General features: G+C 51.9%; 25 protein-coding genes. 16 read left to right on the forward strand and 9 right to left on the reverse strand.

Annotation, left to right across the window (positions count from 1 at the left end):
- Positions 1 to 455 precede the first annotated feature (455 nt).
- From HHO50_RS11900 to HHO50_RS11915, 4 genes are all read left to right on the forward strand, one after another.
- Positions 456 to 1,268, forward strand: a complete 813-nt coding sequence (locus HHO50_RS11900; RefSeq protein WP_181306279.1) for a hypothetical protein — start codon at positions 456 to 458, stop codon at positions 1,266 to 1,268.
- Positions 1,265 to 1,630 (forward strand): hypothetical protein, encoded by a 366-nt coding sequence (locus tag HHO50_RS11905; protein ID WP_181306280.1) that lies wholly within the window; start codon positions 1,265 to 1,267, stop codon positions 1,628 to 1,630. Before HHO50_RS11900 ends, HHO50_RS11905 begins: the two co-directional genes overlap by 4 nt.
- A gap of 108 nt (positions 1,631 to 1,738) precedes the next feature.
- Positions 1,739 to 3,703: an AAA domain-containing protein gene (locus tag HHO50_RS11910; protein ID WP_181306281.1), complete on the forward strand. Its 1,965-nt coding sequence runs from the start codon at positions 1,739 to 1,741 to the stop codon at positions 3,701 to 3,703.
- A 170-nt stretch (positions 3,704 to 3,873) separates the two neighbouring features.
- Positions 3,874 to 4,386, forward strand: a complete 513-nt coding sequence (locus HHO50_RS11915) for a peptidylprolyl isomerase (RefSeq protein ID WP_181306282.1) — start codon at positions 3,874 to 3,876, stop codon at positions 4,384 to 4,386.
- Positions 4,387 to 4,688: 302 nt separating this feature from the next.
- Here the strand turns inward: HHO50_RS11915 and HHO50_RS11920 are convergent, their stop codons facing one another.
- Positions 4,689 to 5,279: an ACP phosphodiesterase gene (locus HHO50_RS11920; RefSeq protein ID WP_181306283.1), complete on the reverse strand. Its 591-nt coding sequence runs from the start codon at positions 5,277 to 5,279 to the stop codon at positions 4,689 to 4,691.
- 120 nt (positions 5,280 to 5,399) lie between these two features.
- On the opposite strand from HHO50_RS11920, the gene HHO50_RS11925 reads away from it, so the two are divergent.
- From HHO50_RS11925 to HHO50_RS11940, 4 genes are all read left to right on the forward strand, one after another.
- On the forward strand, positions 5,400 to 5,903 hold the full coding sequence (locus HHO50_RS11925) for a pyridoxamine 5'-phosphate oxidase family protein (RefSeq protein WP_181306284.1): 504 nt from the start codon (positions 5,400 to 5,402) through the stop codon (positions 5,901 to 5,903).
- Between the two features lie 122 nt (positions 5,904 to 6,025).
- Entirely contained in the window at positions 6,026 to 6,751 is a 726-nt protein-coding gene (locus HHO50_RS11930; protein WP_181306285.1) for a spheroidene monooxygenase, read from the forward strand.
- 365 nt (positions 6,752 to 7,116) lie between these two features.
- Entirely contained in the window at positions 7,117 to 9,888 is a 2,772-nt protein-coding gene (gene leuS / locus HHO50_RS11935) for a leucine--tRNA ligase (protein WP_181306286.1), read from the forward strand.
- A 408-nt stretch (positions 9,889 to 10,296) separates the two neighbouring features.
- On the forward strand, positions 10,297 to 10,593 hold the full coding sequence (locus HHO50_RS11940; protein ID WP_181306287.1) for a hypothetical protein: 297 nt from the start codon (positions 10,297 to 10,299) through the stop codon (positions 10,591 to 10,593).
- Positions 10,594 to 10,792: 199 nt separating this feature from the next.
- On the opposite strand, the gene HHO50_RS11945 is transcribed toward HHO50_RS11940, so the two are convergent.
- The 3 genes from HHO50_RS11945 to ispG all read right to left on the reverse strand — a co-directional run bounded on the left by HHO50_RS11945 (position 10,793) and on the right by ispG (position 13,496).
- The gene (locus tag HHO50_RS11945) at positions 10,793 to 11,146 is read right to left on the reverse strand and encodes an MmcQ/YjbR family DNA-binding protein (protein ID WP_181306288.1); all 354 of its coding nucleotides are present in this window, start codon (positions 11,144 to 11,146) and stop codon (positions 10,793 to 10,795) included.
- A 71-nt stretch (positions 11,147 to 11,217) separates the two neighbouring features.
- Positions 11,218 to 11,388 carry a DUF6728 family protein gene (locus HHO50_RS11950; RefSeq protein ID WP_181306289.1) on the reverse strand — a complete coding sequence of 57 codons (171 nt, stop codon included), beginning with the start codon at positions 11,386 to 11,388 and terminating at the stop codon, positions 11,218 to 11,220.
- Positions 11,389 to 11,486: 98 nt separating this feature from the next.
- The gene (ispG, locus tag HHO50_RS11955) at positions 11,487 to 13,496 is read right to left on the reverse strand and encodes a (E)-4-hydroxy-3-methylbut-2-enyl-diphosphate synthase (protein WP_255478711.1); all 2,010 of its coding nucleotides are present in this window, start codon (positions 13,494 to 13,496) and stop codon (positions 11,487 to 11,489) included.
- 363 nt (positions 13,497 to 13,859) lie between these two features.
- Between ispG and HHO50_RS11960 the strand changes: the two genes are divergently transcribed.
- The gene (locus tag HHO50_RS11960) at positions 13,860 to 14,342 is read left to right on the forward strand and encodes a hypothetical protein (protein ID WP_181306290.1); all 483 of its coding nucleotides are present in this window, start codon (positions 13,860 to 13,862) and stop codon (positions 14,340 to 14,342) included.
- 93 nt (positions 14,343 to 14,435) lie between these two features.
- Here the strand turns inward: HHO50_RS11960 and HHO50_RS11965 are convergent, their stop codons facing one another.
- Both HHO50_RS11965 and HHO50_RS11970 read right to left on the reverse strand, forming a co-directional pair.
- A complete protein-coding gene (locus tag HHO50_RS11965; protein WP_181306291.1) occupies positions 14,436 to 14,609 on the reverse strand; it encodes a hypothetical protein in 174 nt (57 codons plus the stop codon).
- Complete coding sequence (locus HHO50_RS11970) at positions 14,555 to 14,812, reverse strand: hypothetical protein (RefSeq protein WP_181306292.1); 258 nt, start codon at positions 14,810 to 14,812, stop codon at positions 14,555 to 14,557. Before HHO50_RS11970 ends, HHO50_RS11965 begins: the two co-directional genes overlap by 55 nt.
- Before the next feature lie 128 nt (positions 14,813 to 14,940).
- Here HHO50_RS11970 and HHO50_RS11975 point away from each other — a divergent pair, with 128 nt between their 5' ends.
- Positions 14,941 to 15,432 carry a hypothetical protein gene (locus tag HHO50_RS11975; protein WP_181306293.1) on the forward strand — a complete coding sequence of 164 codons (492 nt, stop codon included), beginning with the start codon at positions 14,941 to 14,943 and terminating at the stop codon, positions 15,430 to 15,432.
- A gap of 453 nt (positions 15,433 to 15,885) precedes the next feature.
- Here HHO50_RS11975 and HHO50_RS11980 read toward each other — a convergent pair whose 3' ends face one another.
- On the reverse strand, positions 15,886 to 16,266 hold the full coding sequence (locus HHO50_RS11980; RefSeq protein ID WP_181306294.1) for a rhodanese-like domain-containing protein: 381 nt from the start codon (positions 16,264 to 16,266) through the stop codon (positions 15,886 to 15,888).
- Between the two features lie 392 nt (positions 16,267 to 16,658).
- Here HHO50_RS11980 and HHO50_RS11985 point away from each other — a divergent pair, with 392 nt between their 5' ends.
- From HHO50_RS11985 to HHO50_RS11995, 3 genes are read left to right on the forward strand one after another with little or no spacing between them, the layout of a single operon-like run.
- Complete coding sequence (locus HHO50_RS11985) at positions 16,659 to 17,198, forward strand: sigma-70 family RNA polymerase sigma factor (RefSeq protein ID WP_181306295.1); 540 nt, start codon at positions 16,659 to 16,661, stop codon at positions 17,196 to 17,198.
- Between the two features lie 13 nt (positions 17,199 to 17,211).
- Entirely contained in the window at positions 17,212 to 18,078 is an 867-nt protein-coding gene (locus tag HHO50_RS11990) for a hypothetical protein (RefSeq protein ID WP_181306296.1), read from the forward strand.
- A 12-nt stretch (positions 18,079 to 18,090) separates the two neighbouring features.
- A complete protein-coding gene (locus HHO50_RS11995) occupies positions 18,091 to 19,233 on the forward strand; it encodes an outer membrane beta-barrel protein (protein ID WP_181306297.1) in 1,143 nt (380 codons plus the stop codon).
- 481 nt (positions 19,234 to 19,714) lie between these two features.
- Here the strand turns inward: HHO50_RS11995 and HHO50_RS12000 are convergent, their stop codons facing one another.
- Positions 19,715 to 20,461 (reverse strand): RNA methyltransferase, encoded by a 747-nt coding sequence (locus HHO50_RS12000; protein ID WP_181306298.1) that lies wholly within the window; start codon positions 20,459 to 20,461, stop codon positions 19,715 to 19,717.
- Positions 20,462 to 20,474: 13 nt separating this feature from the next.
- Between HHO50_RS12000 and HHO50_RS12005 the strand changes: the two genes are divergently transcribed.
- A complete protein-coding gene (locus tag HHO50_RS12005; RefSeq protein WP_181306299.1) occupies positions 20,475 to 22,925 on the forward strand; it encodes a BamA/TamA family outer membrane protein in 2,451 nt (816 codons plus the stop codon).
- Positions 22,926 to 23,102: 177 nt separating this feature from the next.
- Here HHO50_RS12005 and HHO50_RS12010 read toward each other — a convergent pair whose 3' ends face one another.
- Complete coding sequence (locus tag HHO50_RS12010) at positions 23,103 to 25,184, reverse strand: thiamine pyrophosphate-dependent enzyme (protein ID WP_181306300.1); 2,082 nt, start codon at positions 25,182 to 25,184, stop codon at positions 23,103 to 23,105.
- Positions 25,185 to 25,313: 129 nt separating this feature from the next.
- Between HHO50_RS12010 and hemF the strand changes: the two genes are divergently transcribed.
- Together hemF and HHO50_RS12020 are read left to right on the forward strand one after the other, a co-directional pair.
- Positions 25,314 to 26,210 (forward strand): oxygen-dependent coproporphyrinogen oxidase, encoded by an 897-nt coding sequence (hemF, locus tag HHO50_RS12015; protein WP_181306301.1) that lies wholly within the window; start codon positions 25,314 to 25,316, stop codon positions 26,208 to 26,210.
- A gap of 2 nt (positions 26,211 to 26,212) precedes the next feature.
- Positions 26,213 to 26,785 carry a phosphatase PAP2 family protein gene (locus HHO50_RS12020; protein ID WP_181306302.1) on the forward strand — a complete coding sequence of 191 codons (573 nt, stop codon included), beginning with the start codon at positions 26,213 to 26,215 and terminating at the stop codon, positions 26,783 to 26,785.
- The last annotated feature ends 157 nt before the right edge of the window (positions 26,786 to 26,942 follow it).

A 26,942-nucleotide genomic window follows, 5' to 3' on the forward strand; every position in this document is an offset into this window, starting at 1 on the left:
CCCCTTTGAAGGGGGTGAAGGGGATGTTTACACCCGCCGGTCACACGCATTCCATCGCCATTGGCACAGACGCGCGTAAGACCTTCGGACACTACGAGGTCTTCTGAGCGATCGCTACAACGGTGAGAACCACAACTCCCCTCCTAATTTTGGAGGGGTGCCCGAAGGGCGGGGTGGTCAACACTGTAACCTCCAAAGGTAAAATCCTTTAAATCAGAAAAATTTGCTATGTTTATAGGCGTGCACTTTTTCCTGGAAAGTCTGTTTTAGGCCTATTTTTTGCAAAACATCCCCAAAACAGGCTAACATAAATACACCAGAAAACAAGATGCGGAAGGATATTTGAAGGCATCTGTTGTTTTTAGCGTATTTTTGCCAACCCAAACCTGAAACACCACGCGTAAGAAGGCCTAAAAATCTCAAGAACACGTACTTACAGTAGCCTATTATATTTTATGAAGATTGCATACTCTGCCCTGTTCGCTTTAAGTTCGCTGTTTACGGCTGAGTCTATTTCGGCCCAAACGTTGGCAACGCCGCCGACCAGCAGTGCTTCGGCGTCCTCTGCCAAGCAGCAAGACCCTAAACTAGGCTCTAAAGTCAATGCGATTATAAAAAGCCAGAAGCCGCAAAGTACGGCTGCCTCGGCTGCCAAAACCACCCAGACTCCGGCGGTCAAACCAAATCCGGCAACGGCCAAGGCGCAGGCAGACACTAGCCGCCAGAAGCCTTCTGCCGTAACCCAACGGCTGACCAAGGTAGATATGCTCATCACGGAGCGGGAACAGTTGGTGCTCAAGTATGACTACCTCAAAACGCAGGGCAGCAATTTCTGGGGCAAAGCCTCCAAAGAAGATCTGCTGGCCGTGGTGGAAGCCTTGAAAGAGGTTTTGCAGAAAGATGAGCAGATCATTCAGGCGGTAGAGCAGGCCAACCTGGAAACCCGCCGAAGCCTGGCGAAGCGCGCCGCTGAACTGGAGGCGGAAACCAAGAAACTAACCAGTCAGGTACAGGGCGACAAACGGGTGATCACCGACAATATCTATGACCTTAAATCTTCGCTCTCCAATGCCCAGAACCTGCTCAGAAACAAAGACCGGAAGGTAAAAGACCTGGAAGAGCAACTGCAAGCCTCCAAAGACGCCAAATTTGAGCATGATGCCATTGCCGCGTTTTTCGCCATGCTGTGCTTTGTGCTGGTGGGGTACATTTTCAGGCTCAGAAACCAACTGACTACCATCCGGGAAGAGAAACACGCCAAGGCATGAGTGAACGCCTGGTGCCTGCCGCCAAATACCTGACCTATACCGAGGCCATCGGTCTTTACCATGCCCTCACCCAGGTGGGCGTGGTGGCACTGGTCAAAACCTGCGGGCCGCCCAGCCTGCCCTTCGGCGATGGGTTGTATTACCAGTTGCAACTTCAGACGAAAGACCTTGAAACGGCCCAGCCCGTTTTGGAGGAGTTTTCCCAAAAACAGGCCAGAATCAGCGAAGAGCCCCAAACCTGCCCCAGGTGCGGCTCCGTATACGTCTGGCCCGAACGGAATTTAGCCTGGTGGAAGAAGGTGATCTACGCGGGCACCACCGTGTACCAATGCCAGGATTGCCGCCATTCCTTTTTTGCCTAAATCAGACACAAGACGTAAGACACAAGATAAAGGACACAAAATACAAGACGAAGACAAAAGGATTGATACAGTACTGATTTAGTCTTGTGTTTTGTATCCCCCAAGTACATGGATAAAGTTCTGAACGAATTACTAGATGTGCGGGCCCTGCTCAAGCTGGAGCAGGAAGAAGACCGCAAGCAATATCAACTCAAAAACGCCCAAACCAGCATCACGGAGCGCAAGCGTTTGGGCATCTGCTGGTACCCGGTGAACGTTATCAAACAGGAAGTCGGGTTCGGGAACAAGGTAGTGGTGGAGCTGGAGCGCATCTCGGGCCGTGACCAACTGCACATGTTCCAGGCGGGTTCCTCGGCGGCTTTGTTCACCAACGGCGAAGGCGGTACCCTCAACGGCGTGGTGCTGGAAGTGAAGCGCAACAAACTGCGCCTGGCCACCTCCAAAGAAGACCTCCCTGACTGGATTGAAGGTGGTTCGCGCCTGGGCGTTGAGCTGACCTTTGACGAGGTGAGCTACCGCGAGATGGAGTTCGCGCTCATGAAAGTGATGGAGGCCCAGAAAACCCGCTTGGCCCAACTCCGCGACATCATCTTGGGTGCCGAGCCCGCCATCTTCCACCGCGAGAAGAACTTCACGCCTATTGCCTCGCTCAATGATTCGCAGAATGCGGCGGTCAAGAACATGGTGCAGGCCAAAGATGTCGCCATTATCCACGGGCCTCCGGGCACCGGCAAAACCACCACCTTGGTACAGGCCATTCTGCACACCTTGCAGGTCGGCGAACGCAAACTGCTAGTCACCGCTCCCAGCAATACCGCCGTAGATTTACTCACCGAGAAACTGGCTGAACACGGCGTGAACGTCATCAGAATCGGGAATCCGTCTAGGGTGTCTGAGGTGCTTTTGGAGCACACCCTGGATTCCCAGATCATGCACCACCGCGACTACAAGCAACTGAAAAAGCTCCGGAAAACGGCACAGGAATACAAAGCCATGGCGGGGCAGTACAAGCGGAACTTCGGGCATGAAGAGCGGCAGCAACGCCAAATCATGAAAGAAGAAAGCAAGCGTATTCTGTCCCAGGCCGATGACATAGAAGATTATATCACCGAGGATTTGCTGGACCATGTGGAGGTCATTACCTGTACCTTGGTGGGCTCGGCGAACCGCGCCATCCGGCATTTGCAGTATGACACCGTATTTATTGACGAGGCCGCGCAAGCCCTGGAACCCGCCTGCTGGATTCCCATCACCCGCGCCAACCGCGTGGTACTGGCCGGTGACCACCACCAGTTACCGCCTACCGTGAAATCCATTGTGGCCGAACGCGGCGGCTTGGCCCGAACCTTGTTTGAGAAGTGCGTGGAGCGCCAACCCGAAACGGCCGTGATGCTGACCACCCAGTACCGCATGCACCAGGACATTATGGGCTTCTCCAACGGGCAGTTTTACCGCGGCGAGTTGCAGGCCCACGAAAGCGTGCGCACCGCCACCTTGCCCGACGTGCATCCGGTTTTTGAACCCGGTCTAGTAGTGGAGTTCATTGACACGGCCGGGTGCGGGTTCAACGACCAGACCATTGGCGAAGGCAGCAGTACCGCCAACCCAGAGGAGGCCGATGTGCTCATCAAGCATTTGCTGAACCTGCTCACGCCGTATGAACCCATTCCCAAAGACGAACCGCTCCCTGAGAAGCCGCTGCGCATTGGCATCATTTCGCCGTACCGCGCGCAGATCAATTACCTCAATGACCAGGTAGAGCATCAGCCTAAGTTGGCGGCTTTACAGGCCAGACGGCTGTTATCGGTGGGTACGGTAGATTCTTTCCAGGGGCAGGAACGCGACATTATCTACATCAGCATGGTGCGCAGCAACCCTGAGGGCGAGATTGGATTCTTAGCCGACATGCGCCGCATGAACGTGGCCATGACCCGCGCCAAGAAGAAAATGGTGATTGTGGGCGACAGCGCCACTCTGGGGCAACACGCTTTCTACCAGCAGTTTTTAACTTACGCTGAGAACATTGGTGCGTACCGCAGCGCCTGGGAACTGCTCTCACCAGAAACGGAATAAATCCTTTGGCGCGTCTGCTTCGTAGGAGGTTTTTAGAGGCGATTTTACAGAAACAGCCTCTAAACGGAAATGAAGTGTAGGCCTTCCGCGTGGTGAAAAGCGGCAAAAGGCAGCAATCTTTCCGTAGAATGTATATTTTTACACTTGATCATTCATTAACCTATCACCAAATGAAAATAGAAGAGAACAAAGTGGTGTCGCTCACCTACGAGCTACGCGTGACCGACGAAGCTGGCGAAGACACCCTGGTAGAGACCGCCGACGCAGAAAACCCGATGGTCTTTTTGTTTGGTGTGAGTGGCCTGCCCGAGAAATTTGAGCAGGAACTGGAAGGAAAAGCGGCCGGTGACTCCTTTAAATTTACCGTGGCCTCTGAAGACGGTTACGGCGATCTAGACGAATCTGCCGTGGTACCCGTGCCTAAAAACGTGTTTGAGGTAGAAGGCAAAATTGACGACGAAATGGTACAGGTAGGCAACTACATTCCCATGTCAGACAACGAAGGCAACCACATGCAAGGCCGCATTGTGAGCGTAGAGGCAGACCACGTGCTCATGGACTTCAACCACCCCCTGGCCGGCATGGACATGCACTTTGAAGGCACCGTCATTGACGTACGCGAAGCCACCCAGGAAGAAATCTCCCACGGCCACGTACACGGCGCCGGCGGACATCACCACTAGAATTTATTAAGAATTTCAAATTCAGAAAGCCAGTCCTTTGTAGGATTGGCTTTTCTGTTTTAGGGCTGTTTTACAGGAATCAGGGGTAAAACAGCATTTCAATTATGGCGGCTATGGCGCGGAAGTTACTTCCGTGACTTTAGAGAATGCGTTAAGAAAGTCACGGAAGTAACTTCCGCGCCATAGTGGTGTTTTAGAATCGTTTTAAGGTAATCAGGCTCTAAACAGCATTTGTAAGGGCAATCCCTTGTGGTTGCCCTTTACGTTACCAACCGCATTAGGGCAACCACAAGGGATTGCCCTTACATCTTAATTAACGCAATCTGTTCCGCTACATACGCCTGCAACTCGGGAAAGAACTGCTCGAACTCGTGCAGGTAAAAAGGGTAATGGCGTTCCAGCTCTTCGCCCGCGTTCTCCATTCCTGATTCAAACGGGGTGCGGCGGCTGAGACCGGTTAAGGCGCGGGAGATGCCGGAGATCTGGGCGTAGGATACGAGCCAGTTCTGGCTCACCATGTAGGGTAGAAAATGCTGCACCCGCTCAGGCAAGAGTTCCGGCTTTTGCTGAATATGAGCGTACGCGGCAGCAGCAAATTCTGGTAAAGGAAGCGAACTGTACGAGTGAAAGGTAGACGCCAGGAAATGGTCATAGAAGACATCGGCGACCACGCCGGCGTATTTCCGGAATTGGGGCCGTAACCGCGCTTTGGACTGGGCGACAATCGGGTGCGAATCGGTGTAGGCGTCAATGAGGCGGTGCAGTCTGATGCCCTGCTGCACGCGCGGCGGGAAATTGAGAATCTGCGCGCCGCGCACGCCATCGGCAATGAAATTACCCAGGCGCAGGTCGTCATCGTCACCAGACAGAAATAAATGGGCGAGGTAATTCAAAGGTTCGGGTTTAAACCAAAGGTACGTATTCTGGTTAGGAAGGTATGAACCGGCAGCGAAAGGAACCCTACGCCACGCCTAACCGTATTCTTACCGAGTGACACATCACCTAATCTACCTATGGAAAACGCACAAAACCAAAACCGAGGCGACGTCAAAGCCTTGATAGAGAAAATTGAGGAAATCAATACCGCCATGCTGAGCACCGTGGAGCCCGACGGCACCATCCGGTCGCGGCCCATGCGCCACCTGAAAGTGGACGAAAGCGGCGCCATTTACTTCTTTACGGGCTACAACTCCGGCAAAACCGACGAAATCAAGAACGACAGCCACGTGAACCTGAGCTACGCCAAACCCGGCGACCAACTGTACGTGTCGGTGTCTGGTACGGCGCAGGTCTACCGCGACCAGCAGCAGATTGACGACCTCTGGAACCCGTTCATGAAATCCTGGTTCCCCGAAGGAAAAGAAGATCCCAACATCGGTATCCTGAAAGTAACCGTTGACCAGGCCGAGTACTGGGATTCGCCCAGCAGCGCGGTCGTGCACTTGTACGGCGTGGTGAAAGCCGCCATCACCGGAGAACCTGCCCGTCCGGGCGAAAACAAAAAGATTAACTTATAGGTTAGAGATTAGAAAGGGAGTTTCGGCTCCCTTTTTTTATGCCGGGGCGGGAGTTTGCTCTACTTCCGTTTTTGGGCTACTTTTAAGAAAACTGGTCTAAAACCCTCTACCCTAACTTCGGCTTGGCACCTTCCGCTCCTTCTTCTCCTGCGCGCACCACCCTCACCCTGTTTGGCGTAAAACCCGGTCATTGGCGGTGGGGACTGGCCCAGATGGGAACCTCGGTGCGACCCTTGCAGCAGGTAAAGGGTCTCCGGTTTTTCAAACTGTTGGGCAGCGGCCAAGGCCGAGGGTTTAGCCTGAAACCCAACTTTTACCGTTATGGCTTAATGGCTACTTGGGACAGCCCTTCCGCCGCCCAGGATTTTTTTGAAGGCCATCCCCTCCTAGAAGAATACCGACAACATACGTTTGAGCAGTACACGCTAACCTTGCAGCCCTTGCAGGCGCATGGCTTGTGGAGCGGCCAGAATCCATTCACCCAGGAAACGCACCCAGCTCCAGCCGGTGCCCCCATTGCGGTGCTTACCCGCGCCTCTATCCGGCTGACGAAAGCCATCGATTTCTGGATAAATGTACCCAAAGCCAGCGAAAGCTTGGACAACGCTGAGGGCTTGCTAGGCTCCATTGGCTTGGGCGAAGCTCCTTTGGTCAGACAAGCCACGTTCAGCCTCTGGCGCGACGAAGCCAGCATGAAAGCCTACGCCTACCGCCAAGCCGCGCACCGCGAAGTCATCAAACGCACCCGTTCGCAGGGTTGGTATTCTGAGGAAATGTTCGCCCGTTTTACGCCTCTTTCCAGTGAGGGTACCTGGAACGGCGTTGATCCACTGGCGGGGTTGCTATAGGCCGTAGGCATAGACACTCGTAGGAGCTGCGCGCACTACGAGGTCTTTGAGTAAGGCATTTTCAAGTTAATACCTGGTTTTCCCTTCTATTCCAACTGTACTATACTGCCCTTGATAAAAATCGTCTAACTCTACCCTTCTCTCAAGGAAAAGGAACTATCCTTAGCATTTTTAACCTGTTTTCAGAAAAAGAGACAAAAAACACGTGCTAATTCTTTAGCCTCAGCGTTATCGCTGGCTCAAAAGACCTTATAGGGTGCGTAGCTCCTACGAGTGTCTATGCCAACTGCTAAAGAAAATCCTTACTTTTGCCATAGGCCTACTTAGGACTTTTGAACTTGTACCCAATACCTGAACCTATACCCATGTCAGAGTACGACTACCGATCCATTGAGCAGAAGTGGCAGCGCTTCTGGAGCGAAAACAAAACCTTCAAGACCGAAATAGACACGAGCAAACCCAAGTTCTATTCCCTGGACATGTTCCCGTATCCGTCGGGCGCGGGGCTGCACGTAGGGCACCCGCTGGGCTACATCGCCTCTGACATTGTGAGCCGGTACAAGCGCCTGAAAGGGTTTAACGTGCTGCACCCCATGGGGTTTGACTCGTTCGGCTTACCCGCTGAGCAGTACGCCATCCAGACCGGGCAGCACCCGGCCGTGACCACCAAGCAGAACATTGCCCGCTACATTGAGCAGCTGAACAACCTGGGTTTCTCCTTTGACTGGGACCGTGAAGTGCGTACCTCTGACCCAGATTACTACAAATGGACGCAGTGGATTTTCATGCAGCTGTTCAACAGCTGGTACAACTACGCCACTGACAAAGCTGAGCCAATAGAAACCTTAGTAGCAGAGTTCAAAATGCGAGGCAACACCCACGTAAACGCTGCCTGTGACGAAGACACGCCGCACGTAACCGCCGATGCCTGGGCCAGATTATCTGAGAAAGAGCAGCAGGATCTGTTGCTGAAATACCGCCTCACGTTTTTGTCTGAGGCCGTGGTGAACTGGTGCCCGCAATTGGGAACCGTATTGGCGAATGACGAGGTAAAAGACGGTGTATCGGAACGGGGCGGTTACCCGGTGGAGCGCAAACTCATGAAGCAGTGGATGATGCGCATCACGGCCTACGCCGAGCGTCTGCTGCAAGGTTTGGACACCATTGACTGGCCCGAGCCGGTGAAAGAGATGCAACGTAACTGGATTGGGAAATCTATTGGGGCCGAACTGCGCTTCCAACTGGACGGCCACGAGCATAAGCACATCACCGTGTTCACCACCCGCATTGACACCATCTTCGGCGTTAGTTTCGTGGTTTTAGCACCGGAGCATGAGTACGTAGCAGAACTCACCACGCCCGAGCAGCGCACCCAGGTGGAAGAATACGTGACCTGGGCCAAGAACCGCTCAGAGCGCGACCGCATGTCTGACGTGAAAACCGTTACCGGAACTTTCACGGGTGCCTACGCCATCAATCCTATTTCCGGGGAGAAGATCCCGGTTTGGATTGCTGATTACGTGCTGGCAGGCTACGGAACCGGTGCGGTCATGGCCGTTCCCGGCCATGATACCCGTGACTACGCCTTCGCGAAGAAATTCAACCTGCCCATTCCGGAAGTGGTAGCCGGAGGCGACCTTTCCAAGGAAGCCTTCGCCGCCAAGGAAGGGAAAATCATCAACTCCGGTTTCCTGAACGGACTGGAAGTGAAAGACGCCATTAAAGCCGGTATACAACGTGCCGAGGAACTGGGCGTAGGCAAAGCCCGCATCAACTACAGAATGCGCGATGCCGTGTTCGGCCGTCAAAGGTATTGGGGTGAACCCGTGCCGGTGTATTACAAAGATGATATTCCGGCGTTGCTGGAAGAAAGTGACTTGCCGTTGGTGTTGCCCGAGGTAGATGCCTACTTGCCCACTGAAACGGGCGAGCCACCGCTGGGCCGGGCGCAAGACTGGAAATACCGCGGCGAATACGAATACGAGTTGAGTACCATGCCCGGTTGGGCCGGTTCCAGTTGGTACTGGTACCGCTACATGGACCCGAAGAATGAGGGCGCTTTCGCCAGCAAAGAAGCCATTGCCTATTGGCAGAACGTGGACTTATACATTGGTGGCTCAGAGCACGCTACGGGTCACCTCCTTTACTCCCGCTTCTGGAACAAGTTCCTGTTTGACCTCGGGCTGGTGAACCAGGAAGAGCCGTTCAAAAAGCTCATCAACCAGGGGATGATTCAGGGTCGGTCTAACTTTGTGTACCGCATCAAGGACACCAACACGTTCGTGTCACACGGTCTCAAAAACGAGCACGAAGTAACAGCGCTGCACGTGGACGTGAACATCGTGGAGAATGATGTATTGGACTTAGACAAATTCAAAACCTGGCGTCCTGATTTCGCTGATGCAGAGTTCATCTTGGAAGAGGGTAAATACGTGGTGGGTGTAGAAATTGAGAAAATGTCTAAGTCGAAGCACAACGTGGTGAACCCCGATGACTTAGTTGAAAGATATGGTGCCGATACCCTGCGTATGTATGAAATGTTCCTGGGGCCATTGGAGCAGTTCAAGCCTTGGAACACCAACGGCATGGACGGCGTGTACAAGTTCCTGCGCCGCTTCTGGAAACTGTTCTTTGATGAGCAAGGCAACTTTGCTGTTATTGAGGAACAATCCACTCCGGCCGAGCTGAAGTCGCTGCACAAGACCATTAAGAAAGTGGAGGAAGACATTGAGCGTTTCTCCTTCGGAACCAGCGTGAGCCAGTTCATGATCTGCGTGAACGAGCTGACGGCCTTGAAAACGAAGAAACGCGCCATTCTGGAGCCCTTGACCATCGTGCTTGCCCCTTACGCGCCGCACATTACGGAGGAGCTTTGGAGCCGACTGAGCCATACCGAAAGCATCACGTATGCCGCCTACCCTGCCTGGAAAGAGGAATTTCTCACCGAGAGCACCTTTGACTACCCTATTTCCATCAATGGCAAGGTGAAAACCAAACTCACCTTCGACCTGAAAACGTCCAAAGAAGACGTGGAGAAGGAAGTACTCGCTTCTGAGCAGGTGCAGAAACTATTGGAGGGCAAACCGGTGAAGAAAGTGATAGTGGTGCCCGGTAAAATCGTGAACGTGGTGATGTAACGTTTTGGGGCTGTTTTTCTGAAATAAGTCCCAAAACGGTTCTTCTTGCAAAAGCCTGTCTCTGAAAAGAGCAGGCTTTTGCTTTTAAGTACCGAGACAGCATTACTCTAACCTATTTGTCCTCCTGAAAGGATCTTGTGGGCGAACTAGAATAGCTTTGATGGAGCGCTATTGCCGTTCGCCACCAAGATCCTTCCAAGAGGAAGACAAAAGAGTAGGACAACTAATTTTGTCTGCATACTTACTTTGGTAATGAAGAGTATTGAATCTCTGGTAGTTTTTGAAAAGTAGTGGCAAACTAAATCAGAATACTCGCTCGCGGGACGCGAGCGAGTGAAATCATTCTGGGTCTCACCAAATTGCGGCCAACTTAACAATTGGTTTGCTAAAATTCCCTATCTTCAACCTATGGTGAAACGGTATAATATCATCCTCGGCATAGCTTTACTAGTAGCAGTGGGCGCAGGTTATTTCTTTAACAAGAACAGATATTTTCATACCACAACTGGTGAGGAAATAAGCCGGACGCTGTACGAAGACCTGGAAGCAAAGAAAGACTGGCAAGTGGAGTGGCACTACAATTATGAAGCTGGGTTCACCGCCGGGTTAAGCACCTTGGGCCTTGGACTCATCTTAACCGGATTAATGAGCCGGAAACGACTTGGTTTTGCCAAAACAGGCCAAATTCAGAAACGGGCTTCCTGATTAACAATTTGATGGACTCACTTCCCACCCATATTATCGCTTCAATGCGTTGACTCTTCCCTTTCGCCGTTGTTGGTGTTATCATCAACAACCTGTAATCTGTTTGAGGTTGACAGAAGTAGGGTATAAAGATTAGTTAATGAGAACATTGGCGCGACAAGCAATCAAATGGAAGCAAAGCACTTTCTCTCATCAACAATCACAAACTCAGCTCCAGCCTCAACTTCTTAGGCAACCCTTGCACCACCAGATCATAAGAATGGTCAATTAACTCAGGCAATAAACCCATGGGGAGAAAAGCCTCTGGGTAGACGGTGTTCCAATGTTTTTTGCTCATGTGGTAGCCGGGCTGAATAGCCGGGTACTGCTCTCTCAGTTCCACCGCCCGTTCCGGGTCGCATTTTAAAGCCACTCCTCCGGCGTAATCAGATAGGCTGCACAAAGCGAACATCTTGCCAGCCACTTTAAATACCAAGGTATCTTGGTCAAAAGGCAAGGTTTCCTCTACGTGGGGTTTACTAAGGCAATATTCTCTGAATTCTTCTATGTTCATGGCAGGGAAGATAAACAAAAAACCACTTGCTCGGGGAACAAGTGGTTCTAAAAATTAGAAATTACTAGCCCTTAGCGGGTCATCAATTTAATGACAAGGTAAATCAACCCGCACAGGAACATGAGCATAGACACCTTGTTGATGGTGTGCATGGTGCGCAGGTTGAAGTTGGTTTTGCGGTTGGGGTCTTTCTTACGGAAGAAGTAGGTGGCCACTTCAGAGAAATCAAATAGTCCTTTCATATATGGCTAAATCTTGAGATTTGTATACGTTTCTATATAACTATATAAGTAGAACAACCTTAAGAAAGGAATGATTTACCTATAATGCAATATATTTCTTAAACCTCTACTCCTACCGGCTCATTCCAGTTTCCGTCTTCCCGTATCAGTTCAATCAATTCATCTACCGCGCGTTCTTCCGGCACCGACTTCTTGATGACCTGCTGGCCGCGGTACAGCGCGATTTTGCCTTTGCCTACGCCTACGTACCCGTAATCGGCATCGGCCATCTCACCGGGGCCGTTTACAATGCAGCCCATGATGCCAATCTTCACGCCTTTCAGGTGATCGGTGCGTTTACGGATCATGGCGGTGGTTTCCTGGAGGTCAAACAAGGTACGGCCGCAGCTGGGGCAACTGATGTACTCGGTTTTGCTCATGCGGGTACGGGCCGCCTGCAGAATCCCGAAGGCCAGTTTGTTCAGGCCTTCCAACGTGAACAGCCAATCTTCTTTGCTGCGGTAACTTACGTCCTGGGTGCTGAGCAAGACGCCATCGCCGAAGCCGTCAATGAGCAAGCCGCCCACATCGGTCGCGGCGTACAGTTGCACCTGCTCATCGGTGAGGTCTTCGTAAGAACGCTTGATGATGACTGGTACCGGCTGTTGCTGGTTCATGAGCCGGATAAAGGCTTTGCGCTGCTCGGGCATGGCGTGTTCGTTCTCCGTTTCCAGAATCAAAACCACGTCCGGCCGATTATGCAGCGTTTCTATGAAATCATTGGTTAACTGGCCTAAAGACACCTGCACAAAGTTGAGCTGCGGATGCCAATTGCTGGCGGTCTCAAACTGAACAGCGGTGTACAAAGGATAACGCTCCTCGCGCTGTTCGGCTTCCAACCAGGCGGTGTAGTCCACAATCTCCTTCAGGCCGTTGGGCAACATAAAGGAAATGGGCGTACTGCCGGTGTACACGTAATCGGTGCCTTGGTCAGACATGTGGAATTTGTCTAAGGCCGCAGAATAAATGTGGCCTACCGGCCGAAGGTCTTCATAGGTGATTTCCTCCAGCCTACTCAGGTCTGCTACTACGCGCGGTACGTTGTGGCCGCCCAGGTTCAGCACCTCGCGGGTTTCGCGGCGATGGTACTGGAACGGATTGTAGGGCAACGTACAAATGGGTTTGATGGGCGTGTGCCCGGCGCGGGTGGCGTAGCGGTCAATCAGCATTTTCGCCACCGGCGCTTCAAATTCCGGGGCTTCGGTGAGCGAAACGCGTACGGTATCACCCAAGCCATCTTCCAGCAAAGTCCCAATCCCTACTGCTGATTTCACGCGACCGTCCTCCCCTTCCCCGGCTTCGGTCACGCCTAAATGCAACGGGTACGGCTGCAAACCTTCCTGTTCCAACTTCTGCACCAGCAAGCGGTAGGCCTGCACCATTACCTGGGTGTTGCTCGCTTTCATGGAAAGCACCACGTCATAATAATGCAGGTCTTCGCAAATGCGCAGGAACTCCAGGGCACTTTCCACCATCCCCAGCGGGGTATCTCCGTAACGGCTCAGAATGCGGTCAGACAGGGAGCCGTGGTTCGTACCTATGCGCATGGCGGTGCCGTACTCTTTGCAGATGTTCACGAGCGGCGTAAAGCGTTCCCTGATTCGGTCAAGTTCGGCTTGGTAAGTAACATCTGTATATTCTATGGTCTGGAATTTCTTTTTATCGGCGTAGTTGCCGGGGTTCACGCGCACTTTCTCTACCAGGCGGGCGGCCGACTCGGCGGCGTTGGGGGTGAAGTGGATGTCGGCGATCAAGGGCACGGTATAGCCGCGGGCACGGAGTTCTTTTTTGATGAGGCCCAGGTTTTCGGCTTCTTTCACGCTGGGGGCCGTGATACGCACGTACTCGCAGCCGGCCTCCACCATCCTGATCACCTGCTTTACCGAGCCCAGGGTGTCCATGGTGTCTACCGTGGTCATGGACTGTACCCTAATGGGGTTATCTCCGCCCAGGGCGAGGTCTCCAATGCGCACTTCGCGTGATTTGCGGCGGGTATAATCGGTGAGGCTGGGGCAATAAATACCGCCTAAGGAAGGAGATTCTGTGTTCATGGGAAATGATGCGTCCATACTTCTTTAACCAATCGCCAAACCAGATTGTTCAGCACAGCTTTTGTAAAAGTACGACGTTTTTTTGAGCTGTGCGGCTCCTGAGGCTTCTGCTTTTCTCTTGCCAACCTCAAGAACTCTTTTCAGGCATAAACCGGGGTTATTTTGGAAAGAATTTAAAAAAAATTATAAATTACCTTTTAAATAGGTAATTTAACATAATAAACTCTAAATCAATTGGTAAACCAAAACGCAAGACGCACAGCAGAACGGGAATAAATTTTTTGTGCACGCTTGAAGGCTGCTGGTAGTCCTAAATTCTCCCTACCGGGGAAACAAGGGCTTCTGTTAGGCGTACAATAATAACCTAAACTTACTCCTACTATGTCTCAACTGTTTTTATCCCAAAGTCAACGACAGGTAACTGCTTTGCTCCGGAAGGCAGGCATGGACAACATTCACATCCCCAACACGATCCAGATTACCCGGGAAACTGCCGAAACCTGGCTGCACCAGGAAATGGAACAGGGCAATCTGCCCCTGGTTTTCCAGATGGTGAAAGGCGAAAGCCTTGAGAAGGACTCACAGCTTTTGTTTGACGAACTAAAAGACATGGTGGTGGCCAAATACATCATGCGTCTGCAAATGAACTACGCAGACGCGTCCAAAACCGCGACCGCCATTCTGCCCTTTGTTCTGAAAGTATTGGTAGAGTTGATGCAGAAGAACCCCATGTTCAGGATGTGGTGGGAAAACCTTGATCTTCGCAAGCACCTGCCCAGTAAAGAAGACATCAAATCAAAAATCAGGACGGTTGGTAAATCCCTTTCGGGAAACCAAGCCTCAGAAAACGGAGCCTTTGCCTAAGGCTCCTTTCTGTTTATCGCCTGTTTTTGGGAAAATGAGCCCAAAACGCCCTTCCGTTTTTTAGGCTGAAAACGAAACGGCTCGCTTTTTACATTATTGCAGCTCTGTTTCCCCTTCCCTTAGTAAAGGATCTTCGGTAGAGGCGTTGGCCTCGCCTCTTTCCTTTAGGCGGTCTATTCGGTTGGCAATGCGGTGATGGATGCGCTCGTCATCTAAATAGGTCTGCTGATCCAGATCAAAATCTGCCGGATTGTACTCTTGCGCCATTTCATGGAGCTGGAAAATGTATAGGTGTCAATTCTGTTGATAGCCTCTGAGACAAACTCGCTGGCATGGTCATTCTCCTCTGAAATCCCTGCTTTCACCTCTTCGGCTTGCCGAATTTCCTGTTGAATGACCTCAGCAGGTGCGTTGCCGGTGATTCGCTCCCTTTCTAACCGTTTTTTGAATTCAGGAATATCGAAGTCCATGGGTGCTGCGTTCTAAAGCCTGTAAAGTCTGTTCTCCAGATACGTGCTATCTTTGAAGGAGTTAAGAAAGAGACCCTAAACTATCCCTTCCGTTCGCCGTAGCACAAACAAACCCTAGCCCCTTTCCCATGCCCGTCCCATTTTTACAAAAGAGCCATGTTCTGGCGACCCAGGTGTTGCGCAAAGCTGGTTTAACTTTCAGCCAGATTCCGCAGGCTATTCAGATTACCCGCCAAACGGTGGAACAATGGCTACAGAAGGAACTAGAGAACGGCAATGCGAAACAAGTATTGTCTGTGCTGAAGGGGCACGTACAGGAGAAAGGCCCTCAATTGCTTTTTGACAAGCTGCAAGACATGCTGCTGCTCAGGCTCATGCTGCACTTAGGCATTAGAGGAGCCCTGGCCACCAACATTGCCACCCTGGTTTTGCCCTTCGTTCTGAAAAGAGTGTTTGAAATGGCCCGTAAAAACCCCCAGATGCAAGCATGGTGGCAGGAACAGGAATGGCGGCAGCAGGTGCCCACGCCGGAAGACCTCAAAGCCCGCCTCAGAAAACTAGGGCAGAATCTCACCCCTACCCGCGACAAACCGACCGGTGATTCCCCGCTCTTTATCTAAGGAGTTGACGTGTACAGGTACGGGATTAGTTACTATTCTATGGGCATCCTGAAAGAAGGCCAAAATAGATAGCTTCATTTGCCCTGCTACTTATCTCCTGATTTATAAATTGTTGGAAAAGCTATGCACCGCAACCCACCCCTACCCCTCCAAGGGGGGGATTTTACCGGGAAGATGAGCGGCTACTTATTTTCTAACGATTCCAGTAATTAAAACCACTCTTCCGGAGTTCCACTCCCAATACCGCTCTTCGGGAGTTCCACTCTGGAAGCAACCTGCCGGGGAGTTCTACTCCCCCTTCTTTTGCCTGTGGTTCCCGGCGGAGTGGAACTCCCGAACCTGCCTGCAATGAACTTTTCCCTACAGATTAGCCCAGGAGGGGGAATCTCTTATAAGAAGCCAGAGGGAAGGCAGGTGCTAATGCGCAAAAAGAGACCAATTAGGATAGTAATACTACTTTTCAGAGGTTTTTAGTCCGGCTGCTTTCAGGTCTTTGTAAGCGCCAATGTTGTAGACATTGGTGAAACCTGCCTCTTTCATCTGCTTCAGGGCTTGTCCGCTGCGGTTACCAGAGGCGCAGTAGAGATAGTAGGTTTTCTTTGGATTCCACCCAGTAAATTCTTTGCTGAACTGGCCACCTCTAAAATCTGAGTTCTTCGCATTCTTCAAATGTCCGCTCTGGAATTCCTCTGGCGTGCGCACATCCACCAGAACTCCCTTCTCTTTTTTACTTAGTTCCTGATATTGAGAAGGAGCCACTACAGCGGTAGGGTTTTCCTGCGCCCAAAGAGGCTGCGCGCAAAACAAGACGAAAGCAAAGAGTAACTTTTTCATAGATCAAAGATGGCTGGAATGTCCTTTCTAAGCAACAACTGATTTGACGTTTGAAGGGTTCAGGAGAATATCGCATCTAGAGAAGCAAGCCCCCCCTTTGTCATCTTGGAAAGATGACAAAGGGGGGGCAAGTATCTGCTTATTAGGCTACTTTTATAAAAACAGGCCAAAAACAAAGGGTTTATCTGTACACTGCCGCAAGCAGATGCTTGTACCTTCGTTTTCAGGCTGTTTTTATGAAAACAGCCTGAAAACTCTAAACAGCTTCTAGATCATATTCCCAAAGGATTATATTTACTTGAAATATTTTTGAACCTCAGGCAACCGAATCTGGAGGCGGTGCATCTATCATTACAAACAGGCAAAAATTATCGCTTAAACAACTACCACCCGTGAATGAGTCAGAACTGGTACTAGCACTGCAGAAAGGCGATGCCAAAGCCCAGCGAATCTTGTACGACCGCTACGCCGGCCCCATGATGGGGGTTTGTATGCGGTACCTCAAGAATGAGATGGATGCCGAGGAAGTCTTGATCAACGGGTTCATGAAAGTGTACCAGCACGTAGACAAATTTGAGCAGAAAGGAAGCTTTGAAGGCTGGGTTCGCCGGATCATGGTGAACGAGGCGCTGCAGCAACTGCGCAAGCAGGAGCCCATGCACCTGGCCATCGACAAAGAGCATATCCACCTGGCCTCAGAAGACGCCACGGCCGACAGTGACATGAGTGCCGAGGAAATGCTGGAGTTGCTACAAGACCTACCGGCCGGTTACCGGGCCGTCTTCAACCTGTACGCCATTGAAGGCTACTCGCACAAAGAGATTGCCGACATGCTCCACATCAGTGAAGGTACTTCCAAATCGCAGTTAAGTAAAGCCCGGGCCATGCTGCAACGCATGCTGGCCCAGCAAGGAGTAGTAATCGCCCTCTAAACAGACCAAGACGATGAGCGCAGAAGATTTAGATAAATTATTTAGAGATAAGCTGAAGGACAAACCGGTAGCCCCCAGCAATGATGTTTGGGAGCGCATGCAAGCCCGCATGCAACAGGCCGCGCAGCAGGAAACCCCCAATCCGTTCCTGGTTCCGGCCGCGGCCGAACAGAAAGAAGAACGTGGTACCGTAAGAATGTGGTATTACTCGGCCGCTGCTGCGGTGACCATGCTGCTGGGCGTTGGTCTTTGGGTAAACCGTGACATAGACCCGCTGCAATCTTCAGGTGCCGTAGCCACTGTGCAGGAAGCTAAAAAGGCACCAGTTGTAACTGAGGCACCTCCCCAAGCTTCCGCTCCGGCTGAAACAGAAAGTGAAACAGTGTACAACTTCCCTGCGGCAGCTTCTCAGGAGAAAGAGCAGCAACAGGCTTTGGCTTCAGCCAAAACCCAAACACAAGCTGCTCCGGCGCCAGGAAAATCAAGCGAAGTCTCTAAACGGGTTGCGGTGGTGAAACAGGAGGAGACTAACTCTTCTGCCGTAACCCAGGAGCCTAAATTGATGGCTGTAGCGCACCCGGTAAAAACGCAGGAAACTGCTAAAAACACCACGGAGGCTCCCGCTTTAGAAATAATTGTAAAATTAAACAACGCCCAGGCAACCCCTTCCCTCGCCCAGGCATCTACTAAAGAAACGGACACACCTCAGGAAGAGGAATCAACTGGATCGGGACGCGTTCTGAAAGGCCTCCTGAAACAAGTGAAAAACCTCAAAGACGGTGAGAAAGTGAATCTTTCAGAATTAGGTTACACCAAACACACGTACGCCTTGGAAACCAGAATAGGCAACAAGAAAATCTCAAAGACCATAGAACTCTAAAATCCAATTACTATGAAACGTTTGTACGCCCTGCTTTCGGCCATCATGATGGCTGCCGCAATCGCCATGCCTTCCCACGCCAGTTCCTTTAGCCCTTCCACGGCGGCCATGCAGGATACGCTCATTTTGAAGCTCAAAAATGAAGCCCGCCTGTTGATTGTGGTAAAAGATGTGAAAGACATGAAAAATCTAAAAAACCAGAGCGTGGATTCCATCCTGCTGCTGGTGGAGAAATACGCCGACCAGATTGAGGCTGCCGGTAAAAACGGCGAGGAGGTGGTGGTGACCATTGACAAATCCAAAGCCAATACTTCTGAAGACGTGAACATCACCATCACCCAGGGTGGGCAAAACGGTACCGAAGTGATCATCAAAGAGAAAAACAGAATCCGGATCACCGACAAAGTAGGCATTGACATTGACCATGACGAGGAGAACAATTCCACCAAGGTGAAAGTGAGCGTGGGCGATGATGACTCTACCAAGGTGAAGGAAAGAGACGAGAAACGCTACAAAAACCGGAACCCTAAAACCGCCTATGACTTTCAGGTTGACCTGGGCGTTGCCAACTGGCTGAACACCGAAGAAATGGCCGGTAGCATGGTGCAAGACATTAAACTAAGACCTTTGGCCTCCCGCTATGTGAGCCTGAACAGCAAGTGGCAGTACCGCTTAGGCGGCGAGAACAGCCCGGCGCGCCTGATCACCGGTTTTACCGTAGACTTCCACAACTACATGTTTGATGACAACATCACCATCCGGAACACCGGCGAAAGAGCTGAATTCCTCAGTCCTAGCTCCATCAACTTCGAGAAAAGCAAACTGGCGACCACCTCTATCAACGTGCCCCTGGAACTTGGCTTCGATTTTAAAAACAGAAAAGGCAAAACGAACTTCAAAATTGGCGGCGGCGGCTTTGTTGGCTACATGCTCAGCAGCCATTCCAAAGAGAAATACTCCCAGGACGGCGAGAACTTCAAGAACAAATCCAAAGATGATTTCTTCCTGAACGATTTCCAATACGGTCTGTCTGGCTTTGTAGGAATCAGAAGCCTGGAGTTCTTCGTGAAGTATAACTTGAACGAGCTGTTTGAAGAAAACAAAGGCCCTCAGGCCAACGCCATCGCAGCGGGTTTAAGAATCATGAAATTCTAAGGTGTTAGATAAATTTCAATAAACAGAAAGAGGAGCTTTAATGGCTCCTCTTTCTGTTTTAAGGCTGTTTTGGTAAAAAGGGGCTCAAAAGAAGGGCACAATTTATTTCTGCCCCCTCTGGTGCTGCATCTGCTTGAGTCTTCGTTTATGAAGCAGTTTTAATCTGATACTCTTATTGGTTCTGGGCTCTGCCTGAAATTGGCTTCTTTGGGAAGGTCAACAGGTGCACGGTATATGCTGTTCCCTTGGCTTGGCTACTTTTTGCGTGGGTGCAGGTGCAGCATTGTTTCATCTGTTCCGGTAAGCGCTCACGGCCGCGGGGCTCAGTCTTCCCCTCTCGCACTGCCCTTTCGGCCGGAGAAGATATTCGCTCGTAGTTTTGCTAAAATAGGGCCAAAAGCGAGGCGCGCTCGGGGAATACTGGAACTGGGGAAAGGAGCAGAAGAGGTGATGATAGTACCTATCTTTACTAACAAAACGCTTAGATATTCCGGAAGAAGTTGTCTAGCAGAATGGCGGTGGCCGTGCCTACGTTCAGCGATTCGGCCCCGCCCCGGCCGGGAATGTGCAGCGGCTGGGTGACCTGGTGCATGATCTCGGCGCGGATGCCGTGTGACTCATTGCCCATTACCAAAACTCCTTGCGGGTGCAGTTGCAGCCGGTGTACGTTCTCGCCTTCCAGCGCCGCCCCATAGACCGGCACGTTTTTCGGCCGGTTTTCTAAAAACAGGGCTAAATCAACGTAGTGCGGTGTGATGCGGGTAAAGGAGCCCATGGTGGCGGCAATCACTTTCTGGTTGTAGAAATCGGCGCTGTTGCCTGAGAGCACAAGGGCGGTGAGCCCGTACCAATCGGCAATTCTAATGATGGTGCCCAGGTTCCCGGGGTCGCGGACTTCATCCAAAGCCAACACAAAAGAGTTATCTTGCCAGTTGAAAGCAGGAACGGGGCGCATCTTGGCAATAGCCAGGGCGGCATTGTTGCTTTCCATGGAACCGGCCTTTTCCAGCTCGGCCTCTCCTACTTCTACCACGTCATAACCTTTCTTTAGCAGATGGGTATGCTTGAGTAAAAATTTTTGGGTGGCGAAAACCGTTTCCAGTTCAAAGTCTGATTGCAGCAGTTCAGTCACACTCTTTTCACCTTCCACCGTGAACGCTTGGTGAAGCAACCTATATTTCTTTATTTGCAGCGACCTAATGTACTTCAAAAGCCCCTTTGAGATCATAACCTTTCTACGTTTGAAGCTACGATGTTACGTATTCGGCGCGGTATTCACAATGCTGGGCTTTTCTATGGGCTGTTCACCCACCCGCCATCTTGCCGAAAACGAGCGCTTGCTCTGGCGCATACAACTGGAGGGAGTAGAGCAAGCCGATAAATCGGCCGTTTCAGAGCTGTACCAGCAGAAACCCAACCGTCGGGTACTAGGGGTTCCTATCTACCTGAACCTTTATTACTTAGGCAAAAGCTTCTATAACCCAGAACGCATACAGGCCAATATTGACGAGGAAACGCAGGAGTATGCCCGCCGCATCCAGAAAGCCGGCAATGACTCTGTGCAGATAGACCAGTTGATTGAGAAAAAGGAAAATAAACTCACCAAGCTCCAGAACAAGAAAGAGAACGGCAACTGGCTCATGCGCACGGTTGGGGAGCCTCCCGCTATTTTTGATTCCCTGAAACTGGTGCAAACCCAGGAACAGGTAGGCATCTATCTCAGCTCCAAAGGGTTTTTCAGGAACAAAGTCTCTTCCAGTACCCAGGTCAAAAAAAAGAAGGTGTTTGTGACGCTTCAGGTAGCGGAAGACAAACCGTACATCATCTCGCAGCACACCTACCAGGTGCCAGACACCACCATTCTGCGCATGCTCCATGAAAACCAGGAAGCCAGCCTGGTCAACGTAAACCAGAACTTTGACGAGGCGCTGCTCACCCAGGAGCGTTCGCGCATAGAACAGCTTTTAAAGAACAACGGCTTCTTTGATTTTCGGCAGCAGTTTATCACGGTTGAGGCAGATACCAGTTATGAAGCGTATACCGTGCGGCTGAGTACGCTCATCGCCAACCCCACAGATTCTACCCAGCATAAAATATACACCATCAACCAGGTCAATTTCACCTCAGATGCGGGGCTTAACCGCTTTGGCCGCTCCAGAGACACGGTAGAGTTAAACAACATCAATTTTCTGGCCTACGAACACCGCATTAAACCGCGCATTCTGCTCCGGAAGGTGATTGTGCGCCCCGGTCAGACGTATTCTGCCACCAGAACCCTCAACAACCAGCGCATTATCAGTAACCTGGATGTTTTCAAGTACACCACCATCAGCTACACCAAAGTAGACTCCCTTGCCACCGCGCCCAACCGGGGCTTACTGGATGCCGAGATCAACACCGCACTGCTGCCCCGCTTTCAGGAAACCACCGAGATTGGCGGTACTTTCACCGAAAGGGTGCCAGGCCCCTACGCCAGTATGCGGTTCCGGATCAGGAATATCTTCGGCGGGGCCGAAATCTTTGACATTGGCGTGCGGGCCGGCATTGAGGGGCAGTTGCAGCGCAACGTGGCGACCGTGGGGCGCAGGACAGAAGTAGGGGCCGACATGGGCGTTACGTTCCCGCAGATTCTGGTTCCGTTCAGAACCAATGATTTGCTGGTCAGGTTTAATCCCCGCACCCGGTTCAGTACCGGCTACACCTACGTAGACCGAAACGAATACACCAGAACCAACCTCGACTTTTCTTTTGACTATATCTGGCAGCGCCTGAACATCCACCAATTCAGCTTTTCGCCGCTGGACATCAACGTGATCAGTACCCCCAGGATTGCCCCTACTTTTCAGCAGTACCTGGACACGCTGCAGCAATCGGGGAACCCGCTGAACGAGAGTTTCAGAGACGCCTTTGTCTCTTCCATCAACTTCACCAGCCTTTACAACACCGCCAACTACAACCAATCCAATGACGCCAAACTGGTGCGCATTTTTGTGGAGACCGGCGGTTTGCTCTGGAATTATGTGGCCCAACAGTTTAGGGATCTGAACACCTACCGCTTTGCCAAACTGAACGTTGATTACCGCCGCTACCATGCCCTGGGAAACAACATGACCTTTGTGTACCGGGCCAACGGCGGCGTGGCCAAACCCCTGGGCGAATCTAGGGCGCTGCCGTATGACAAATACTTTTTTGCCGGTGGTTCCTCCAGCGTGCGGGCCTGGCTGCCCCGCCGGTTAGGGCCTGGTTCCAGTGCGCTCATCAACAGAGAGACGGGTGAAACCGATTACCTGTTTGAGCAAACCGGCGAGATCTTGCTGGAGCTCAACTCAGAGTTCCGGTTCAGGATGTTCCGTTTTGGCGGGACTAATGTAAACGGAGCTTTATTCGTGGATGCCGGTAACATCTGGCTTTTCAAGGAACGCAACACCAACCCCAACCCCGAACTCTACATCAGCCAACCGGGTGCCCAGTTTGAATTTAACCGTTTCTACCGAGAACTGGCGGTAGGCACCGGTTTCGGGGTACGGCTGGACTTTACCTTCGCCATCCTCCGGTTCGATATTGCCACCAAGGTCTATGACCCTTCTGTACAACAGGGCAACCGGTTAGTCATAGGCCAATTCAGATCAGATAGAATTTTCGGGAACAATAAGCAGACTACCTTTAACCTGGGCATAGGCTATCCGTTTTAAGGCTGTTTTAGAAAAAGCAGGCCGTAAACAGAAGACCTCACCCCCAGCCCCTCTCCCACGGAGAGGGGAGTCCCGATGAAGCGTTTTAAGGCTGTTTTGCCGAAAACAGGCCTAAAACAAAAAACCTGTGAGGTCTTCAAGACCTCACAGGTTTAAGCTAAAATGAGAAGAACGGTCTTAATACGCCAGCAACTCCTGTAAAGTAGCCAGAACCTTTTCAGCATTAGGTAGCATCATTTTCTCCAGTTCCACATTCAACGGCACGGCGGGCAGGTTCTCGGCACCTAGAGTAAAAACCGGGGCATCTAAGTGTTGGAAGCAGGTTTTACTGAGGCGGCCCGCCAGTGACTCGGCAAAGGAATTCAGGAGCGGTTCTTCGGTCAAGACCAGCACTTTCCCGTGCCGTTCCACGGAGGCTTGCACGGTTTCAAAGTCCAGCGGATTCAAGGTGCGGAGGTCTACAATCTCTACGGAACCATCCATCTGTTTGCTGGCGGTTTTGGCCCAGTAAACGCCCATGCCGTAGGTGATTACCGTGAGGCTGTTTCCCTGGCGTATCTGTTCATCCCTGGCGTACTGCACCACGTTGGCTTTCCCGAGGGGCAGGATATAATCCGCATCGGGCTCTACGGTTTTGGCGTCCTCGGTGCCGGGGACTTTAGACCAGTACAGGCCTTTGTGCTCCAGCATGACAACCGGGTTGGGATCCAGGAAGGCGGCTTTCATGAGGCCTTTCATGTCGGCGGCGTTGCTGGGGTACACCACTTTGATGCCCCGTATGTTCAGTAAGGTAGATTCAATGCTGCCGGAGTGATAAGGCCCGCCGCCGCCGTACGCCCCAATAGGCACCCTGATCAACGCCTGTACCGGAAACTTGCCCATGCTCAGGTAACAGCTTTTGGAGAGTTCCTCTACCAACTGGTTAATGCCGGGCCAGATATAATCCGCGAACTGGATCTCCACAATGGCCTTGGCTCCCACCGCCGACATGCCCACCGTTGAACCCACAATGTACGCTTCCTGGATGGGCGTATTGAACACGCGGGCATCGCCGTACTTTTTTGCCAGCAAAGCCGCCTCCCGGAACACCCCACCCAACTCTCCGCCAACATCCTGGCCATAAAAGAGCGCCTCGGGGTATTGTTTCAGAATGTCATCTACGGCATGCAGGGCGGCGTCTACCATGGTGGTTTTCTCCGCGTTTTCTGGGGATCGGTTGCCTTTCTCTTCAGTTATAGGCGTGGGGGCAAATTCATGGAGATGGAACGTGTTTGGGTCTGGATTAGGAGCGGCCAATGCTTTTTCATAGTGCGCCTGAACTTCCTGCTTTACTTCCTGGGCAATGGAAATCAGTTCATCGGCCGTGAGGCCTTGCTCCAGCAGGTACGTGCCTAGTTTGGGCAGTGGGTCTAGCAGGTTATGTTCGGTAAGATTGTCGCCGCGGTACCATTCTCTCCTTACGCCAGAGGTATGGTGGCCCAGCAAGGGGCATTTGGCGTGTACCAGCACCGGCCGGCGCTCCTGGCGGGCAATCCGGAAGGCTTCGGCCATGCCGAGGTAAGATTCTATGAAATCAGCGCCGTCCAACTGGAGTCGTTCCAGACCTTTGAACCCGGCGGCGTACTCGTAGGCATTCATGGCGCGCATCTCGGTTCCTTTCGCAGAGATTCCCCAGTCATTGTCCTGCACCAGGTAAATAATGGGCAGTTTTTTCAGGACGGCCATCTGGAACGCTTCGGCCACTTCGCCTTCGGTCACCGAACCATCGCCTAACGAGCAAACCACTACCCGGCCTTTGGCCGAATCCATCAGGTCTTGTGATTCCAGGTAAGAAAGGGCGTGCGCCATGCCGGTGGCCGGAATGGCCTGCATGCCGGTGGCGGAACTTTGGTGCGGGATCACGGGAAAGCCTTCCCGCCGGAGCGAGGGGTGGCCGTAGTAGGTTCTGCCGCCGCTGAAAGGGTCGTCCCGCTTGGCCATCAACTGAAGCATAAGCTCGTAAGGAGACAGCCCAAGGCCCAGCAAGATGGACTCATCGCGGTAGTAAACAGACAGGAAATCTTTCTCCGTTAGGTGAAAAGCGGTGGCCAACTGAATGGCTTCATGGCCGCGCGAGGTGCTATGGACGTATTTGCTGCAAATGGCTTTGTTTTCTTCGTAGGTGTCGGCCATGGCTTTGGCGGTGAGCATCAGCCGGTAAGCTTTTAGAAGAAGATCCAAGGCTACTTGGGGAACGGCTTCAACAGAAGTCTGGTTCATAAGCTAACATTTGTTCGTTTTCTAATGTACGGCTTATCCCGTAGAAAGCAAAATCAGGAAATGGTGGGCCTCTCCCATTTATCGCCTATTTTTGCCAAAACGGCGCCAAAACAGATAAACGCAAATACCATGAGAGATACGATACAAAAATGGTTTAAGTCATTCCAGGAACGCCTCTGCCAGGATCTGGAAGCCTGTGACGGCGTGGCCCGTTTCCGGGAAGATGCCTGGGAGCGCCCCGGCGGCGGCGGCGGCGCGGCCCGCGTGATCCAGAACGGAGCCGTTTTTGAAAAAGGAGGCGTTAATTTCTCGGCGGTAGAAGGTATTCTGCCCGAGAAAGCCGCTGCCGCCCTGTTATTGCCCGACCCGCATTTCTTTGCCACCGGCGTTTCGGTCGTGATCCATCCCAGCAACCCGCACGTGCCCATCACGCACATGAACGTGCGCTATTTTGAGGCCGGGAACGGCGAGGCCTGGTTTGGCGGCGGCATTGACCTCACCCCTATTTACGTGAACAAAGCGCAGGTACGTTTCTTCCACCAGCAACTCAAAAGCACCTGCGACCGCTTTCACCCAACCTATTACCCAGAGTTCAAGAAGTGGGCCGATGAGTATTTCTATATTCCGCACCGCGAGGAAACCCGCGGCGTGGGCGGCATCTTCTTTGACCGGCTTTCGCCCACCCAGGAGATTTCTCTGGAAGAGCGGTTCGCGTTTGTGCAGGGCGTGGCAGACACGTTTGCGCCTACGTATACCGCCATTGTAAACCAGAACAGAAACCTGGCGTTCAGCCCCCAGGAAAAAGAATGGCAGCTCATCCGGCGCGGGCGCTACGTGGAATTCAATCTGGTAAATGACCGGGGCACCAAATTCGGGCTGGAAACCAATGGCCGCACCGAGTCTATTCTGATGAGCCTTCCGCCCTTGGCCAGTTGGCACTACAGCCATTCACCGGAAGACGGCACCCCCGAAGCCGAGGCCCTGGCATGCTTCAGGAAAGACATTGACTGGATTAACCTCGCCTAAACATGGATGAAATCATAGCCTTAGACCAAGCCCTTTTCCTGGAACTGCACCGCCACCGCTCCCCCTTCTGGGACGTGGTGATGGTGCTGATCTCCAACAAATACGTGTGGTTTCCTTTCTACGGAGTACTGGTGGGGCTGTTTATCTACTTCTACCAGCGGAAAGGCTGGCTCATGGTGCTGTCTTTGGGCGCGAGCGTGGGCTTAGCCGATTTTATCTCCTCTGGTATTCTAAAGCCCACCGTGGCCCGTTTACGGCCTTGCCATGACCAATTGATCAACGCCTCTGTGAACGCCATTGACGGCTGCGGCGGCCAATACGGGTTTGTATCGTCGCACGCGGCTAATGCCTTTGCCGTCGCCATTTTTGTGATTCTGTTGCTGCCCAGAAAACAGTGGCTTTTCAAAATTTTATTACTCGTTTGGGCAATAGCCATTTCCTACAGCCGCGTCTACCTGGGCGTACATTACCCCGGAGACATTACGGGCGGCGCACTCATAGGCGTGGGCGCGGCCCTGTTAAGCATGTATTTTTACAGAAAAGCCTCAGAACGCTTCGTCTTTTGGCGCGGGTAATGAAAACTCCCTGCAAAAATAATCCCCTGTTTTAGGCCTGCTTTTTGGAAAACAGGCCTAAGAGCATGTTTAAATTTCATCTTTGCGCTACAAACGACCATAAAAAGAACCTGCGTTCACCTTTTTCTCGCACCGTAGCGCTGCTACGCTGCTCCAA

This window comes from Rufibacter sp. XAAS-G3-1 (assembly GCF_013623775.1).
GTDB lineage: Bacteria > Bacteroidota > Bacteroidia > Cytophagales > Hymenobacteraceae > Nibribacter.